The following is a 14,934-nucleotide window of genomic DNA, read 5'->3' as shown; positions in this document are numbered from 1 at the left end:
AGTCTGCGCGCCCGCATGGACACCTATCCTTGGAGTCGGTCGGACAGCGCGGTCCGCTCTGAATTTCTTCCCGGATGCCCCGTCCCTAAGCGGCACCCGCCGTGCGGTCGCCACCCGGGTTCCCTCCCAGACGAGCTTCAGACGAGCTTTTGACAAGCTTCAACACTGCAAGGAGCCGCACCTGTGAGCAGTGCCGACGACCAGACCACCACGACCAGCAGCGAGCTGCGCGCCGACATCAGGCGCCTGGGCGACCTCCTGGGCGAGACCCTCGTCCGTCAGGAGGGCCCCGAACTCCTCGACCTGGTCGAGAAGGTCCGCCGCCTGACCCGCGAGGACGGCGAAGCAGCCGCCGAGCTGCTGCGTGGCACGGAACTCGAGACCGCGGCCAAGCTGGTCCGCGCCTTCTCCACCTACTTCCACCTGGCGAACGTCACCGAACAGGTGCACCGTGGCCGAGAACTGCGCACCAAGCGCGCCGCCGAAGGCGGACTTCTCGCCCGTACCGCCGACCGGCTGAAGGACGCGGACCCCGAGCACCTGCGCGCGACGGTCAAGAACCTCAACGTCCGCCCCGTGTTCACCGCCCACCCCACGGAAGCCGCCCGCCGCTCGGTGCTGAACAAGCTCCGCCGGATCGCCGCACTCCTGGAGACCCCGGTCATCGAGGCGGACCGCCGCCGCTACGACACCCGGCTGGCCGAGAACATCGACCTCGTCTGGCAGACCGACGAACTGCGCGTCGTCCGCCCCGAGCCCGCCGACGAGGCCCGCAACGCCATCTACTACCTCGACGAACTGCACGCCGGCGCCGTGGGCGACGTCCTGGAAGACCTCACGGCCGAGCTCGAGCGGGTCGGCGTACAGCTCCCCGACGACACCCGCCCCCTCACCTTCGGCACCTGGATCGGCGGCGACCGCGACGGCAACCCCAACGTCACCCCCGAGGTGACCTGGGACGTCCTCATCCTCCAGCACGAGCACGGCATCAACGACGCCCTCGAGCTCATCGACGAACTCCGCGGCTTCCTCTCCAACTCCATCCGCTACACGGGAGCGACCGAGGAACTGCTGACGTCGCTCGGGACCGACCTCGAACGCCTGCCCGAGATCAGCCCGCGCTACAAGCGCCTCAACGCCGAAGAGCCCTACCGGCTCAAGGCCACCTGCATCCGGCAGAAGCTCGAGAACACCAAGCAGCGCCTCGCCAAGGGCACCGCCCACCAGCCCGGCCGCGACTACCTCGGCACCGGCGAACTGCTCCACGACCTCAAGCTGATCCAGACCTCCCTGCGCGAGCACCGCGGCGGCCTCTTCGCCGACGGCCGCATGGACCGCACCATCCGCACACTCGCCGCCTTCGGCCTCCAGCTCGCCACCATGGACGTACGCGAACACGCCGACGCCCACCACTACGCACTCGGCCAGCTCTTCGACCGCCTCGGCGAGGAATCCTGGCGCTACGCCGACATGCCCCGCGACTACCGCGGCAAGCTCCTCGCCAAGGAACTGCGTTCCAGAAGGCCGCTCGCTCCCAGCCCCGCCCCGCTCGACGCGGCCGGCGCCAAGACCCTCGGCGTCTTCCACACCGTCAAGCGAGCCCTCGCAGTCTTCGGACCCGAGGTCATCGAGTCGTACATCATCTCGATGTGCCAGGGCGCCGACGACGTCTTCGCCGCCGCCGTCCTCGCCCGCGAGGCCGGACTCCTCGACCTGCACGCCGGCTGGGCCAAGATCGGCATCGTGCCGCTCCTGGAGACCACCGACGAGCTCAAGGCCGCGGACACCATCCTCGAAGACATGCTCTCCGACCCGTCCTACCGCCGCCTGGTCGCCCTGCGCGGCGACGTCCAGGAGGTCATGCTCGGGTACTCCGACTCGTCCAAGTTCGGCGGCATCACCACCAGCCAGTGGGAGATCCACCGCGCCCAGCGACGCCTGCGCGACGTCGCTCACCGCTACGGCGTACGCCTGCGCCTCTTCCACGGCCGCGGCGGCACCGTGGGCCGTGGCGGCGGCCCCTCCCACGACGCGATCCTCGCCCAGCCCTGGGGCACCCTGGAGGGCGAGATCAAGGTGACCGAGCAGGGCGAGGTCATCTCCGACAAGTACCTCGTCCCCTCGCTCGCCCGCGAGAACCTCGAACTGACGGTCGCCGCGACGCTCCAGGCGTCCGCCCTGCACACCGCGCCCCGCCAGTCCGACGAGGCGCTGGCCCGCTGGGACGCGGCGATGGACGTCGTCTCCGACGCCGCCCACTCCGCTTACCGGCGGCTCGTCGAGGACCCTGACCTGCCGACGTACTTCCTCGCCTCCACGCCGGTCGACCAGCTCGCCGACCTGCACCTGGGCTCGCGGCCCTCCCGTCGCCCCGGCTCGGGCGTCTCGCTCGACGGACTGCGCGCCATCCCGTGGGTCTTCGGCTGGACCCAGTCCCGGCAGATCGTGCCCGGCTGGTTCGGCGTCGGCTCCGGTCTCAAGGCACTGCGCGAGGCGGGCCTGGACACCGTGCTCGACGAGATGCACGAGCAGTGGCACTTCTTCCGGAACTTCCTCTCGAACGTCGAGATGACCCTCGCGAAGACCGACCTGCGGATCGCCCGCCACTACGTCGACACCCTCGTCCCGGACCACCTCAAGCACGTCTTCGCCACCATCGAGGCCGAGCACGAACTCACCGTCCGTGAGGTCCTGCGGATCACCGGCGGGGAGAAGCTCCTGGACACCCACCCCGTCCTCCAGCAGACCTTCGCCATCCGCGACGCCTACCTCGACCCGATCTCCTACCTCCAGGTCGCCCTGCTCAAGCGCCAGCGCGACGCCGCGGCAGCGGACACGCCCCCCGACCCGCTCCTGGCCCGCGCCCTGCTCCTCACCGTCAACGGCGTGGCGGCCGGCCTGCGCAACACCGGCTGACCGCACACCCACGCGAGAGTGCCCCCGTGCCGCACACCGGCACGGGGGCACTCCCCGTTCCACCCCCGGGCGGGCCCGCGCGGGGCGACTACTGAAGCGCCGCGAACGCCGCCGTCAGCAACACCAGCCCCGAACCCGCCAGCGCCCACGCCGTACGCGCCATCCGCAGACCACCCGCCACCACGACCGACGCCAGCAGCAACGCACCGCCGAGCGGCACCCACGCGTAGAGAACCCCGGCCGGACCGGTCCGCACCACCTGGTCGGACCCCGGCTTCACCACGACCGTCAGCACCTCGCCCCGCCGCACCGCCACGGGCTGCTCGATGACGACCCGTGCCCGGGCCTTCGAACCCTCGGTCGCGGGCACGTACGGGCCCGTACACCGGTCCCCCGAGCACCGCGCCACCGTCATCGTGCCCCGCTCGCGCCCCTTCGTCAGCATCACGTGCTGAGCGGTACCCCACGAGCCCCAGACACCCGCGATCAGAATCAGCACGGCGACCGTTCCCATCGCCGCGATCCGCCCGAACCGCAGCACCGCGTACGCGCTCTGAGTGGAGGAGACGGCAGGCATGGCGGCGATCCTTGGCCATGACAACGCGCCCGGTCAACTCCGACGGGGGACAAGTCCCCAGTTGTACGCCTACAAAAGGCGCCCGTACTCCTACCTACGGAGGCACCCTCAGGAGTTGTACGTCCCCTGCGCCCGCTCCAGCCCCTCGATCACCAGACACTCCGCGGCGTCCGCCGCGCGGTCGACGAGGTAGTCGAGCTCCTTGCGCTCCGCCGACGCGAAGTCCTTCAGCACGAAATCGGCGACCTGCATACGGCCCGGAGGGCGTCCGATGCCGAACCGCACCCGGTGGTAGTCCGGGCCCATCGCCTTCGTCATCGACTTGAGCCCGTTGTGGCCGTTGTCGCCGCCGCCGAGCTTGAGCCGCAGGACGCCGTAGTCGATGTCCAACTCGTCGTGGACCGCCACGATGTTCGCCACCGGCACCTTGTAGAACTCCCGCAGCGCGTTCACCGGACCGCCGGACAGATTCATGTACGACATCGGCTTCGCCAGAATCACCCGCCGGTTCGCCGGACCGGGCGGCCCGATGCGCCCCTCGATCACCTGCGCCTGCGCCTTACCGGCCCGCTTGAACTTCCCCCCGATCCGCTCCGCCAGCAGATCGGCCACCATGAACCCCACGTTGTGCCGGTTCCGCGCGTACTCCGGCCCCGGATTCCCGAGCCCTACGATCAACCAGGGCGCATTGGCGTCGCTCGTCACGTCCGTGTCTCCCATATGTCCTTGATACGCGCCAGCCGCCGCTCCTGGTGGGAGCGGCGGCTGACAGAAGAGATTCCGGGGGTTCCGGGAGGATCAGGCCTCGGAACCGACCTCGGCGGTACCGGCGGCCTCCTCGGCGGCCTCCTCCGCCTGAGCGGCCAGGACCTGGAGAACGACCGCGTCCTCGTCGATGGCCAGGGTGGTGCCGGAGGGCAGCGGGATGTCCTTGGCGAGGATGGAGGCGCCGGCCTCCAGGCCCTCGATGGAAACCGTGACCGACTCGGGGATGTGCGTGGCCTCGGCCTCGACCGTCAGCGTGCTCAGCACGTGCTCGAGCAGGTAGGCACCCGGAGCCAGGTCGCCCTCGGTGTGCACGTAGACCTCGACGTTGACCTTCTCGCCACTGCGGACGAGCAGCAGGTCGACGTGCTCGAGGAAGCCCTTGATCGCGTCACGCTGCACGGCCTTCGGGATCGCCAGCTGCGCCTTGCCCTCGATGTCCAGGGAGAGCAGAACGTTCGGGGTGCGCAGGGCGAGCAGCAGCTCGTGGCCCGGCAGCGTGATGTGGACCGGCTCGGCACCGTGACCGTAGACAACGGCGGGAACCTTGCTCTCACGGCGGATGCGACGCGCGGCACCCTTGCCGAACTCGGTGCGGGGCTCAGCGGCGAGCTTGACCTCGGACATGATCACTCCTCGTAGTACAGGGGGAAAGGTGGTCACCCGGCCACAACAATCGGCCTGCTACGAAGAGCGCGTCGATAACGGACCGCCGCACCGAACAGTGCGGCCTCCCTCGCCGAGCAACTGTGACAGCTTACGCGGCGGGGAGGCCGTACCTGAAATCGATCTACCCGACCGAGGACTACTGCTCGTCGAAGAGGCTCGTCACCGAACCGTCCTCGAACACCTCACGCACCGCGTTGGCGATCGTCGGCGCGATCGACAACACCGTGATCTTGTCGAGCTCCAGCTCACCCGGCGTCGGCAGGGTGTCCGTGAAGACGAACTCACTGACCTTGGAGTTCTTCAGACGGTCGGCCGCCGGACCGGAGAGCACACCGTGCGTCGCCGTCACGATGACGTCCTCCGCGCCATGCGCGAACAGCGCGTCCGCGGCGGCACAGATCGTGCCACCCGTGTCGATCATGTCGTCGACGAGCACGCAGACGCGGCCCTTCACGTCACCGACCACCTCGTGGACGGTGACCTGGTTGGCCACGTCCTTGTCGCGACGCTTGTGGACGATCGCCAGCGGAGCGTCCAGACGGTCGCACCAGCGGTCCGCGACCCGCACGCGGCCGGCGTCGGGAGAGACGACGGTCAGCTTGCTGCGGTCGACCTTCGCGCCCACGTAGTCCGCCAGGATCGGCAGCGCGAAGAGGTGATCGACCGGACCGTCGAAGAAGCCCTGGATCTGGTCCGTGTGCAGATCGACGGTGAGGATGCGGTCCGCGCCCGCCGTCTTCATCAGGTCGGCGATCAGACGCGCCGAAATCGGTTCACGCCCACGGTGCTTCTTGTCCTGCCGCGCGTAACCGTAGAACGGCACGATCACCGTGATGCTCCGGGCGGACGCCCGCTTCAGAGCGTCGATCATGATCAACTGCTCCATGATCCACTTGTTGATCGGAGCCGTGTGGCTCTGGATCAGGAAGCAGTCGGCACCGCGCGCCGACTCCTGATAGCGGACGTAGATCTCACCGTTGGCGAAGTCGAAGGCCTTCGTCGGGACTACCCCGACACCCAGCTTGTGGGCGACCTCCTCGGCAAGCTCGGGGTGGGCGCGGCCGGAGAAGAACATCATCTTCTTCTCGCCGGTCGTCTTGATCCCGGTCACAGCACTGTCTCCTCAGAGGTGTCTCAGCAGGGTGCGAGAGGACATCTCAGCCGCGCGAACTCGCTGCTCGCCGTGAGAGGTCTTCCCAGCTGGGGGTGCGGGTGTGCACTTATCACGGTACGCCGTCCCAGACGCACCGCTTTCCGCTCAGTCTTCGCCTTCCGGCTTCCGGGAAGCCACCTCGGCCGCCTTCGCGGCAGCACTTCCCGGACGCTTACGGGCCACCCAGCCCTCGATATTCCGCTGCTGGCCACGGGCCACGGCCAGCGAACCGGGCGGCACGTCCTTCGTGATGACCGAGCCCGCCGCGGTGTACGCGCCGTCCCCGACCGTGACAGGAGCCACAAACATGTTGTCCGAACCGGTGCGGCAGTGCGACCCCACCGTGGTGTGGTGCTTGTCCTGACCGTCGTAGTTCACGAACACGCTCGCGGCACCGATGTTGGAGTACTCGCCGATCGTCGCGTCACCCACGTACGACAGGTGCGGCACCTTCGTGCCCTCGCCGATCGAGGCGTTCTTGGTCTCGACGTACGTGCCCACCTTGGCCTTCGCCCCGAGCCGCGTACCGGGACGCAGATACGCGAACGGACCGACGCTGGCCTGCGCCCCCACGTCCGCCCTCTCGGCCACCGTGTTGTCGATCCGCGCGCCCGCGCCGACCCGGGTGTCCTTGAGCCGCGAGTTGGGGCCGACCTCGGCACCCTCACCCAGCTGCGTGGTGCCCTGGAGCTGCGTCCCCGGGTGCACGATCGCGTCCTGCCCGAAGGTGACCGTCACGTCGATCCACGTGGTCGCCGGGTCCACCACCGTCACGCCGGCGAGCATGGCCCGGGTGAGGAGCCGGTCGTTGAGGATGCGGCGGGCCTCCGCCAGCTGCACGCGGTTGTTGATGCCGGCGATCTCCCGGTGGTCGGCGGCCACGGAGGCGCCCACCCGGTGCCCGGCCTCGCGCAGGATCCCGAGGACGTCGGTGAGGTACTCCTCGCCCTGGCTGTTGTCGGTACGCACCTTGCCGAGCGCGTCGGCGAGGAGCCGCCCGTCGAAGGCGAAGACCCCGGAGTTGATCTCACGGACGGCGCGCTGCGACTCGCTGGCGTCCTTGTGCTCGACGATGGCCGTCACGGCACCGGAGGCGCCGTCGCGCACGATGCGGCCGTAGCCGGTGGCGTCGGGGACCTCGGCGGTCAGCACGGTGACGGCGTTGCCGTCGGCGGTGTGCGTGGCGGCGAGCTGCCGCAGCGTCTCCCCGCTGAGCAGGGGGGTGTCGCCGCAGACGACGACCACGGTCCCGTCGACGACGCCGCCGAGCTCTTCGAGGCCCATCCGGACGGCGTGCCCGGTCCCGTTCTGCTCGGCCTGGACGGCCGTACGCACGGCCGGGTCGATCTCGGCGAGGTGCGCGGTGACCTGCTCACGGGCGTGTCCCACGACGACGACCAGGTTCTCGGGCTCCAACTCGCGCGCGGCGGCGAGTACATGACCGACGAGGGAGCGGCCGCAGATGTCGTGGAGGACCTTGGGTGTGGCCGACTTCATACGGGTGCCCTCACCCGCTGCGAGAACGACGACGGCTGCCGGGCGGATGGCGCTCACGGGGATGCCCTTCGGCTTTGGTGGGTGGGGACATCCGCAGGATACCGGGGCGTTTGTGGGGGGACATGGGAGCGGGCCCTGACATGACGGTCAGGGCCCGGGCCGAGCATCGCTCCCCCGCCAGGACTCGAACCCGGACAGATGGCACCAAAAGCCACAGTGCTGCCAATTACACCACGGGGGATAGAACTCAACTGAACCGGACATTTGGTCAGGTCGTCGAGTCGGCACCCAACACTATGCCGTACCAGGCGCCCTCGATGCGACGGTACAGATCGGCGCTCTGGAGAACGACGGTACGGATCGGCGCTCTGGAGAACGTAGATCACGAGACACCCCCGGTAGGCGTCGCCGGCGTTCTCGCGGACCGTTGTGCCCTGTGTGTGCGCCATGGGCATACCGTCCGGGCGGAATGCCGGGTTCCGGCATCGAACGTCGTGCGATTCGGCAGTTCGAGCGATACCGGATGGTTTCGCTTCTGTTCGATTGCGGGGTGTGGTGTAGGCCAGTACGCGAAACTCGCCGGAAAAGGGGCACCCGCCGCCCGTAGGCTGGGAGGCATGACCACGACGGGGGAAGCGGAAACCGGGGCCTTGACCGGGCCCTGGTGGTGGACGCGGTGGCGGAGTGCGGTGCTCGATATCGGGCTGGCTCTGCTGTCCGCGGTCGAATGCGTGATCGAGGGTGCCAGGTTCGCGCGGGATGCCGCGCTGCCGCTCCCTGTCGGCATGGTGTTCGGGTTGTTCGCCGGCCTGGTGCTGGTGCTGCGGCGCAAGTGGCCGATCGCGGTCGTGCTCGTCTCCATCGCCATCGCGCCGGCCCAGATGGGCTTCCTCATGGGGGTCGTGGGGCTGTACACCCTGGCCGCCTCGGAGCTGCCCCGGCGGATCATCGGCTCGCTCGCCGGTATGTCGTTCGTCGGGATGCTGATCGTGACGTACGTGCGGGCCCATCAGGGTGTGGTGCGCGGCGATCTGACCATCGGTGACTGGTTCGTTCCCTTCCTGTCCATCACCACCGCTCTGGGGATGACCACCCCTCCGGTGCTGCTCGGGCTGTATGTCGGGGCGCGGCGGCGGCTCATGGAGAGTCTGCGGGAGCGGGCCGACAGTCTTGAGCGTGAGTTGATGCTGTTGGCCGAGCGGGCGGAGGAGCGGGCCGAGTGGGCCCGGAACGAGGAGCGGACGCGGATCGCGCGGGAGATGCACGATGTCGTCGCTCATCGGGTGAGTCTGATGGTGGTGCATGCCGCGGCGTTGCAGGCTGTCGCGCGCAAGGATCCCGAGAAGGCGGTGAAGAACGCGGCGCTGGTGGGGGACATGGGGCGGCAGGCGCTCACCGAGTTGCGGGAGATGCTCGGGGTGCTGCGGACGGGTGACGGGACGGTGTCCCGGGTGCGGGCGGTGCCGCTGGTCGCTGTCGGGGTCGCCGCCGCCGCTGCCGCGTCGCGGGCCGTGGAGGATCCCTCGGACGGGCCGTGTCTTGCCGACCTCGACGTGTTGGTGGGGCAGTCGGCGGCGGCCGGGATGGCGGTCGATCTGTCGGTGGAGGGGGATGCGCGGTCGTATGCGCGTGAGGTGGAGCAGACGGCGTACCGGGTGGTGCAGGAGGCGTTGACCAACGTTCACAAGCATGCGGCGGGGGCCAAGACGCGGGTGCGGCTCGCGCACCGGAGTGCGGAGATCGCGATGCAGGTGGAGAACGGGCCGCCGCCGGAGCCGGGGTCCGCGGAGTCCGCGCGGCTGCCGAGCGGGGGGAACGGGCTGGTGGGGATGAAGGAGCGGGTCTCCGCGCTGGGCGGGGTGTTTGTGTCCGGGCCCACGGACGCGGGTGGTTTTCGGGTGTCGGCGGTGATTCCGGCGGGGGCGGAGGCGGCCTGAGGGCCGGTTTCCGGGGGTCAGCCCGCGGTGAGGCGTACGGGTTCGATGCCGGTCAGGAGGGTGGTGAGGCCCTGGTCGATGTCGGGGCCGAGGTACCAGTCGCCGGTGTGGTCGAGGGCGTAGACGCGGCCCTCGGTGTCGATGGCGACGAGGGCGCGGCTGTCGGATTCCTCGCCGAGGGGGCAGACCTCGGTGTCGAGGGCGCGGCCGAGGTCGCCGAGGGTGCGGGCCAGGTGGAGGCCGTGCAGCGGGTCGAGGTGGAGCGTGGCGGGGGCGAGTTGGCGGCCGGGGCCCTGCGCGGTGAGGTGCAGGCCGCCGAATTCCGCCCACGCTTCGACGGCTGCGGGGAACACGGTGTGGCGGTGGCCTGCGGGGGAGGTGTGGCTGCGGAGGGTGTCGGCCCAGAATTCCGCCTGCTTTATGTCCCAGCGTCCCGGCTGCCAGCCCGCGGTGCGCAGGGCGGCGTCCACGGGGACGGAGAAGCGTGTGGTGGAGGTGCGGTCGGCGTGCATCTGCCCTTCGTTCGTCTAGTGCCAGGGGTGGGCGTCGTTGCCGTGGTGCGGGCGTACGGGGTTGCGTGGGGGGAGTCAGCCCTGTGCCGTGGGGTCGACGATGCGTACGCCGAAGTGGTCGCTGAGGGCTGTGCAGGCGCGGCAGGGTGTGGCGAAGCTGCCGTGCAGCGGGTCGCCGTCCTCGCGGATGCGGCGCGCGGTGAGTTTGGCCTGCTTGAGGGCTTTGCGGGCTTCGCCGTTGGTCATCGGTTTGCGGGCGGCGCGTTTGGTGCGGGTGGCGTCGACGGCGGCGATGTGGCGGGAGATCAGGAGGACTTCGGCGCAGCGTCCGCTGAAGCGGTCGCGCTGGCTGCTGGTGAGGGTGTCGAGGAAGTCCTGGACGAGGGGGTGCAGCGGTGGGGGCTGGTCGCCGCGGGCGGCGGTGCCGGTGAGGGTGGCGCCGCGTACGGAGAGGGCGGCGGCGACGGTGGGGAGTATGCCGTCGCGGCGGTGGAGGAGGGTGGGTGCGTGCGGTGTCCCGGTGCTGCTCCAGCCGACCCGGGGGTCCCCGGATGTGTCCGTTTGTGTCGCGTTCATGGTCGTGGTCCCCTCCCCTGGCATTCTTCCGGGGGGACTCCCTCGCGTCTCCCGGAGGGACACAGACTGCCAAACGCCGTGGCTGGTGCGGAAGCTGGGGCGTCGCGACACGCCCGGGCGTCGTCGTATCGTCACGGCGGGGTGACGGCTGGTCACGGAAGCGGAGGCCCGGTGACCGGTGTCGTCGTACCGCATAGGCTGTCGATATCCGAGGTCCGTACAGCTATTCAGAACGCCGCAGGGGGCAACCGCCATGACGACAGGTCGGCTCGGGCAGCAAGCCGCGCCGCCGAACGCGGCCTATGCCGGGCAGGTCGTGCAATTCCCGGATCCGGTCCGGGCTGCCCGTCACCCGAGGGGTGTGCGGGTCGACGAGCACGGTTATCCCGACTTCTCGGCCTACGCGCGTGCCGCGGCGGAGATCGCGGAGCCTCCGGAGGGCTTCGGTGTCGATGAGTTGCGTCTCACGGACTATGTCTCGGCGAACGCGGCGCTGGCCGCGTCCGGGCATGACTTGTGGGACACGATTCCGGCGGTGGCGACTCCGCACGGCTGGACCTGGCATCACGTGCCGGGGACACGGCGCGTTGAGCTGGTGCCGGTCGAGGTGAAGGCGTTGCTGCGGCATCACGGTGGTCTGGCGACGGCCGTGGTGGACCAGAACAAGCGGGGCACGCGGCCGTTGCAGGAGACGCGGCCGGCGCATTTCGGGTTGCCGAAGTCGTCGGTGGCGGTGACGGAGCAGCAGGTCCAGGGTGTGGAAGAGGATCTGGGGTACCGGCTGCCGGGCGCGTACCGGTCGTTCCTGAAGGCGGCGGGTGGTTGTGCGCCGGTGGGTGCCGCGTTGGACGCCGAGCTGGGTCTGCTGGTGGACCAGCCGTTCTTCACGGTGCGTGACGAGGCCGCGGTCAACGACCTGGTGTATGTGAACAAGTGCCTGCGGGACCATCTGACCAAGGATTACCTGGGGGTCGGGTTCGTGCAGGGCGGTCTGGTGGCCGTGAAGGTGAAGGGCGACGGGGCCGGGTCGGTCTGGTTCTGCGCGTATGACGATGCCCGGGATCAGGACGCGTGGCCGCCGGCGGAGCGGGTGCAGCGGCTGTTGTTGCCGTGCGGTGAGGACTTCGACCAGTTCCTGTCGCGGCTCGCGGGTAATCCGCCGGAGCTGGAGACGGTGGCGAATCTGATGGTGGACGGCGGTTTCGCGCGTGCCGTTCCCGTCTCTTCGGTGGGGGAGTGAGCGTCCGATGGTGACCTTCGCGCAGGCGCAGGAGCGCGCCGAGGAATGGATCAACGGGGACGTGCCCGGCTATCAGCACCGTGAGGTGCGGGTGCGGGAGTTCGAGCTGGGGTTCGTGGTGTGGGCCGAGGACCGCGCCGACGGTCCGCGTTCGGACGGGGGCGCGCAGCGGCTCGTCATCGCGCGGGACAGCGGGGAGGCGACGCTGTGGCCCGGGCTGCCGGTGGGTGAGGTGATCCGTCGGTACGAGGAGGAGTACGGGGTGCCGGAGGTGGTGCCGGAAGCGGCGCCGGTGCCTCCGGCGCGGGTGGATCTGAATCAGACGTCGTTCTTGTTGAGCCCGCCGGAGTGGCTCCAGGAGGCGGCGGACCGGATGGGGATTCCGGACCGGCGGAACGGTACGTCGGGCGGTGCGTCCGGGGGTACCTCGGGCGGTGCGTCCGGCGGTGTGGCCGGTGGCGCGTCGGGTTCCGGGGTCGGTGGTACGTCCGGTGGGGCGGCCGCCGCGGTGTCCGGTGGGGCGTCCGGTGGGGTTTCGGATGCGCGCGGGAACGCGGACGCGCACGGTGCGTCGGCCGCGCCGGGGGCGCACGCCGCGTCGGCGGCTCCCGGCGGGGGTACGCCGTGGCCCGCGGCCGGTGGTGCGGACGACGACGTACAGGACGCGGCGCCGCAGGACAGCGTTCCGGGTCCGCCTCCGGGGGCGACCCCGTGGGCCGGGACCGACACCAACGCGGAGGCGGGCGAGGACCGTTCGGTGCCGTTGCCCGCGACCGTGTTCGCGCCGCCGCTGAGCGGCCTCGGCGACCTGAGGGACGAGGACACTCCGCCGCCGGCCGCGACGCCGGACGCCAAGACGGCGCTGATGTCGGGCGGCAGCGGGCTTCCGCGTACGACGGTGGCGCCGGCCCTCGACGACGCGGTGCCCGCTGCTCCGCAGGGCCCCGTCACGCCGCCCCCGGGCCCCGGTGCTCCGCGGGTTCCCTCCGGGCCGTCGGCGGCCCAGGGTCCCGGTGCGCCGGAGGGTGCGGCCCCGAGTGCGCCTTCGTACGGCTATCCGCAGGGTCCCGGCGCGGCCCCGAGTGCGCCTTCGTACGGCTATCCGCAAGGTCCCGGCGCGGTTCCGGGGACGCCGCCGCCCGGTGCCCCGCAGGCTCCCGGTGCTCCGCACGCTCCGGGTGCTCCGCAGGCTCCGACGGGTTCGCCCGTTCCGGGGCGGCCGCTCGCGCCGAACGCCGGTGACATCGCCGACGCCGCGACCAGCAAGGCGGCGCCGCCTCGGGGTGCGCGCGCGGGTGCGCCGCGTCCGCCGGGCGCGCCGGGGGTTCCGGGTGCGCCTGGAACGCCGGGTGCGCCCGGTGCCATGCCTCCGGCGTCCGGGCCCGGTGCTCCGGGTACGCCCGCGGGCGGGTACGTGCCGACGCAGCTCGTCTCGCAACTGGGTCCGGACGGGCCCGAGGGCCTCGCGGGCCCGAATCCGCCGAGCGCGCCCGGTACGCCGAACCCTCCGGGCGGTACGCCGCCCGGGGGTGTCCATCACGCGGCCACGATGTTCGCCGACCCGGGCCGGCCCGGTGCCGGCCCCGGCGCGCCCCAGCCCCCCGGTCCGCCCGGCGCTCCGGGCCGTCCGGGCGTCCCGAACCCTCCGGGCCCGCCCGGTGCTCCCGGTCAGCCGGGTGCTCCCGGCGCGCCCGGTGCCCCGAACACTCCGGGCGGTACGCCTCCCGGTGGCGTCCATCACGCGGCCACCATGCTCGCCGGTCCCTCGGTGGGCGGCCCGGGCGCGCCGCTTCCGCCGCCGGGTGCCCCCGGTGCCCCGGGCATGCCTCCGGGCGCACCCGGTGCTCCTGGAGCCCCCGGTGGCCCCGGTGGTGTGCACCACGCCGAGACGATGCTGGCCGGTCCCCCGGTCGGCGGTCCCGGTCTGCCCCCGCCGGGTGCTCCCGGTGCTCCGGGCATGCCTGCCGGTACGCCTCCGGGTGTGCCGCAGGGCTGGCCGCCGCCCCAGCCGGGACAGGCCATGGCGCCGCAGCCGATGCCCGGTCAGCCGATGCCGCCGCAGCCGATGCCCGGTCAGCAGCCCCCGGCGTACGGCTATCCGCCAACCGGTCAGCCGACCGTCGGTCCCGGCTACCAGGCCGTGCTGCGCTACCGCGCCCAGGACGGTTCCGAGCAGCAGCTCATCCGGCGTTCGGCGCCGGGCACCCCGCACCCGGAGTGGCAGATCCTGCACGAGCTGCGCGCCATGAACGTGCCGCCGCAGCAGGTGCTGGAGCTGCACACGGAGTTGGAGTCGTGCGAGCTGCCGGGTGCGTACTGTGCGCGGATGATCCGGGAGAGCTGGCCGCAGGCGCGGATCACCAGCATCGCCACGTACGGCACGGATCACGCGAGCCGTCAGCAGGGCATGCAGGAACTCCTCGCGCACCAGGGCGAGTTGCATCAGGTGGCGGACGGTCCGGCGCGGCCGGGTCCGGTGCGGTCGCCGCTGCCGCCGGTGCCGCCGGCGCAGCCGATCCCGCCGGAGGCGATCGCGCAGGAGCTGGCGGCCGCCTTCGGTCCCGGTGTCTTCCACTTCGACCAGGCCGCGGTGTCCCGGCAGGGGGTGCCGCCGATCGTGGCGCACACCCTGGTGGTGGCCGGTCTGCCGGTCGACATGGGCCCGTTCTTCTGGGCGCAGGCCCAGCCGGGCCGTCCGGTGCCGACCCTGGCGGAGCTGGCGCAGGAGCGCGGGGTGCAGCCGGGCCCGGACGCGGGTTCGTACCTCGTGATGGGAAGCGACTTCGGCAAGGCGATCTGCGTCCAGTACGGCACGGCGAACATCGTCGCCGTGCCGGTGGAGGCGGGGCCGGGCGGTGCGCCCGTATCGCCGCAGTTCGTGAACACGGGGCTGCCCGAGTTCGCGCGCTGTCTCGCACTGCTGGGCCGGATGTGGCGCCTGCGGTTCGGTCTCAACCAGGAGCAGGCGGGCCGCTGGACGGTCGACTTCCAGGCGCAGCTCGCCTCCCTCGATCCGGCGGCGCTCGGCTCTCCGGAGAGCTGGTGGTCGGTGCTGCTGGAGCAGATGTGGGACGGGTTGTTGTAGGACGAAG

11 protein-coding genes and 1 tRNA gene are annotated in these 14,934 nt (G+C 71.1%); 4 read left to right on the top strand and 8 right to left on the bottom strand.

Annotated elements, in window-relative coordinates; translation table 11 throughout:
- Window positions 1-183 precede the first annotated feature (183 nt).
- Window positions 184-2,916, top strand: a complete 2,733-nt coding sequence (gene ppc / locus GTY58_RS18625; RefSeq protein WP_010984997.1) for a phosphoenolpyruvate carboxylase — start codon at window positions 184-186, stop codon at window positions 2,914-2,916.
- An 88-nt stretch (window positions 2,917-3,004) separates the two neighbouring features.
- Here ppc and GTY58_RS18620 read toward each other — a convergent pair whose 3' ends face one another.
- The 6 genes from GTY58_RS18620 to GTY58_RS18595 all read right to left on the bottom strand — a co-directional run bounded on the left by GTY58_RS18620 (window position 3,005) and on the right by GTY58_RS18595 (window position 7,818).
- Window positions 3,005-3,493 carry a hypothetical protein gene (locus tag GTY58_RS18620; protein ID WP_037644839.1) on the bottom strand — a complete coding sequence of 163 codons (489 nt, stop codon included), beginning with the start codon at window positions 3,491-3,493 and terminating at the stop codon, window positions 3,005-3,007.
- A 108-nt stretch (window positions 3,494-3,601) separates the two neighbouring features.
- Window positions 3,602-4,213 (bottom strand): aminoacyl-tRNA hydrolase, encoded by a 612-nt coding sequence (gene pth, locus GTY58_RS18615; RefSeq protein WP_010984995.1) that lies wholly within the window; start codon window positions 4,211-4,213, stop codon window positions 3,602-3,604.
- Window positions 4,214-4,291: 78 nt separating this feature from the next.
- The gene (locus GTY58_RS18610) at window positions 4,292-4,885 is read right to left on the bottom strand and encodes a 50S ribosomal protein L25/general stress protein Ctc (RefSeq protein ID WP_010984994.1); all 594 of its coding nucleotides are present in this window, start codon (window positions 4,883-4,885) and stop codon (window positions 4,292-4,294) included.
- Window positions 4,886-5,063: 178 nt separating this feature from the next.
- Window positions 5,064-6,038, bottom strand: a complete 975-nt coding sequence (locus GTY58_RS18605) for a ribose-phosphate diphosphokinase (protein WP_010984993.1) — start codon at window positions 6,036-6,038, stop codon at window positions 5,064-5,066.
- 147 nt (window positions 6,039-6,185) lie between these two features.
- On the bottom strand, window positions 6,186-7,634 hold the full coding sequence (glmU, locus tag GTY58_RS18600) for a bifunctional UDP-N-acetylglucosamine diphosphorylase/glucosamine-1-phosphate N-acetyltransferase GlmU (protein ID WP_010984992.1): 1,449 nt from the start codon (window positions 7,632-7,634) through the stop codon (window positions 6,186-6,188).
- Between the two features lie 112 nt (window positions 7,635-7,746).
- Window positions 7,747-7,818, bottom strand: a tRNA-Gln gene (locus GTY58_RS18595).
- Between the two features lie 376 nt (window positions 7,819-8,194).
- Between GTY58_RS18595 and GTY58_RS18590 the strand changes: the two genes are divergently transcribed.
- Window positions 8,195-9,514, top strand: coding sequence for a histidine kinase (locus tag GTY58_RS18590; RefSeq protein ID WP_010984991.1), 1,320 nt, complete (start codon window positions 8,195-8,197; stop codon window positions 9,512-9,514).
- A gap of 17 nt (window positions 9,515-9,531) precedes the next feature.
- Here GTY58_RS18590 and GTY58_RS18585 read toward each other — a convergent pair whose 3' ends face one another.
- The gene (locus tag GTY58_RS18585; protein WP_010984990.1) at window positions 9,532-10,026 is read right to left on the bottom strand and encodes an SUKH-3 domain-containing protein; all 495 of its coding nucleotides are present in this window, start codon (window positions 10,024-10,026) and stop codon (window positions 9,532-9,534) included.
- Window positions 10,027-10,101: 75 nt separating this feature from the next.
- A complete protein-coding gene (locus GTY58_RS18580; RefSeq protein WP_010984989.1) occupies window positions 10,102-10,602 on the bottom strand; it encodes a YwqJ-related putative deaminase in 501 nt (166 codons plus the stop codon).
- Window positions 10,603-10,855: 253 nt separating this feature from the next.
- Between GTY58_RS18580 and GTY58_RS18575 the strand changes: the two genes are divergently transcribed.
- Together GTY58_RS18575 and GTY58_RS18570 are read left to right on the top strand one after the other, a co-directional pair.
- Entirely contained in the window at window positions 10,856-11,842 is a 987-nt protein-coding gene (locus GTY58_RS18575; RefSeq protein ID WP_010984988.1) for an SMI1/KNR4 family protein, read from the top strand.
- 7 nt (window positions 11,843-11,849) lie between these two features.
- Complete coding sequence (locus GTY58_RS18570) at window positions 11,850-14,927, top strand: SUKH-4 family immunity protein (RefSeq protein WP_042493232.1); 3,078 nt, start codon at window positions 11,850-11,852, stop codon at window positions 14,925-14,927.
- The last annotated feature ends 7 nt before the right edge of the window (window positions 14,928-14,934 follow it).

The sequence above is a fragment of the Streptomyces sp. SID5469 genome (assembly GCF_009862865.1).
Classification (GTDB): domain Bacteria; phylum Actinomycetota; class Actinomycetes; order Streptomycetales; family Streptomycetaceae; genus Streptomyces; species Streptomyces avermitilis.
Note: the sequence above shows the minus strand (reverse complement) of the source record. Positions and strands in the feature narration are given on the sequence as shown.

Excerpts from the sequence above, each read along its gene's own strand:
- GTY58_RS18620 (WP_037644839.1), bottom strand. The coding sequence starts at position 3,493 with ATGCCTGCCGTCTCCTCCACTCAGAGCGCGTACGCGGTGCTGCGGTTC.
- pth (WP_010984995.1), bottom strand. The coding sequence starts at position 4,213 with ATGGGAGACACGGACGTGACGAGCGACGCCAATGCGCCCTGGTTGATC.
- GTY58_RS18610 (WP_010984994.1), bottom strand. The coding sequence starts at position 4,885 with ATGTCCGAGGTCAAGCTCGCCGCTGAGCCCCGCACCGAGTTCGGCAAG.
- GTY58_RS18590 (WP_010984991.1), top strand. The coding sequence starts at position 8,195 with ATGACCACGACGGGGGAAGCGGAAACCGGGGCCTTGACCGGGCCCTGG.
- GTY58_RS18585 (WP_010984990.1), bottom strand. The coding sequence starts at position 10,026 with ATGCACGCCGACCGCACCTCCACCACACGCTTCTCCGTCCCCGTGGAC.
- GTY58_RS18580 (WP_010984989.1), bottom strand. The coding sequence starts at position 10,602 with ATGAACGCGACACAAACGGACACATCCGGGGACCCCCGGGTCGGCTGG.
- GTY58_RS18575 (WP_010984988.1), top strand. The coding sequence starts at position 10,856 with ATGACGACAGGTCGGCTCGGGCAGCAAGCCGCGCCGCCGAACGCGGCC.
- GTY58_RS18570 (WP_042493232.1), top strand. The coding sequence starts at position 11,850 with ATGGTGACCTTCGCGCAGGCGCAGGAGCGCGCCGAGGAATGGATCAAC.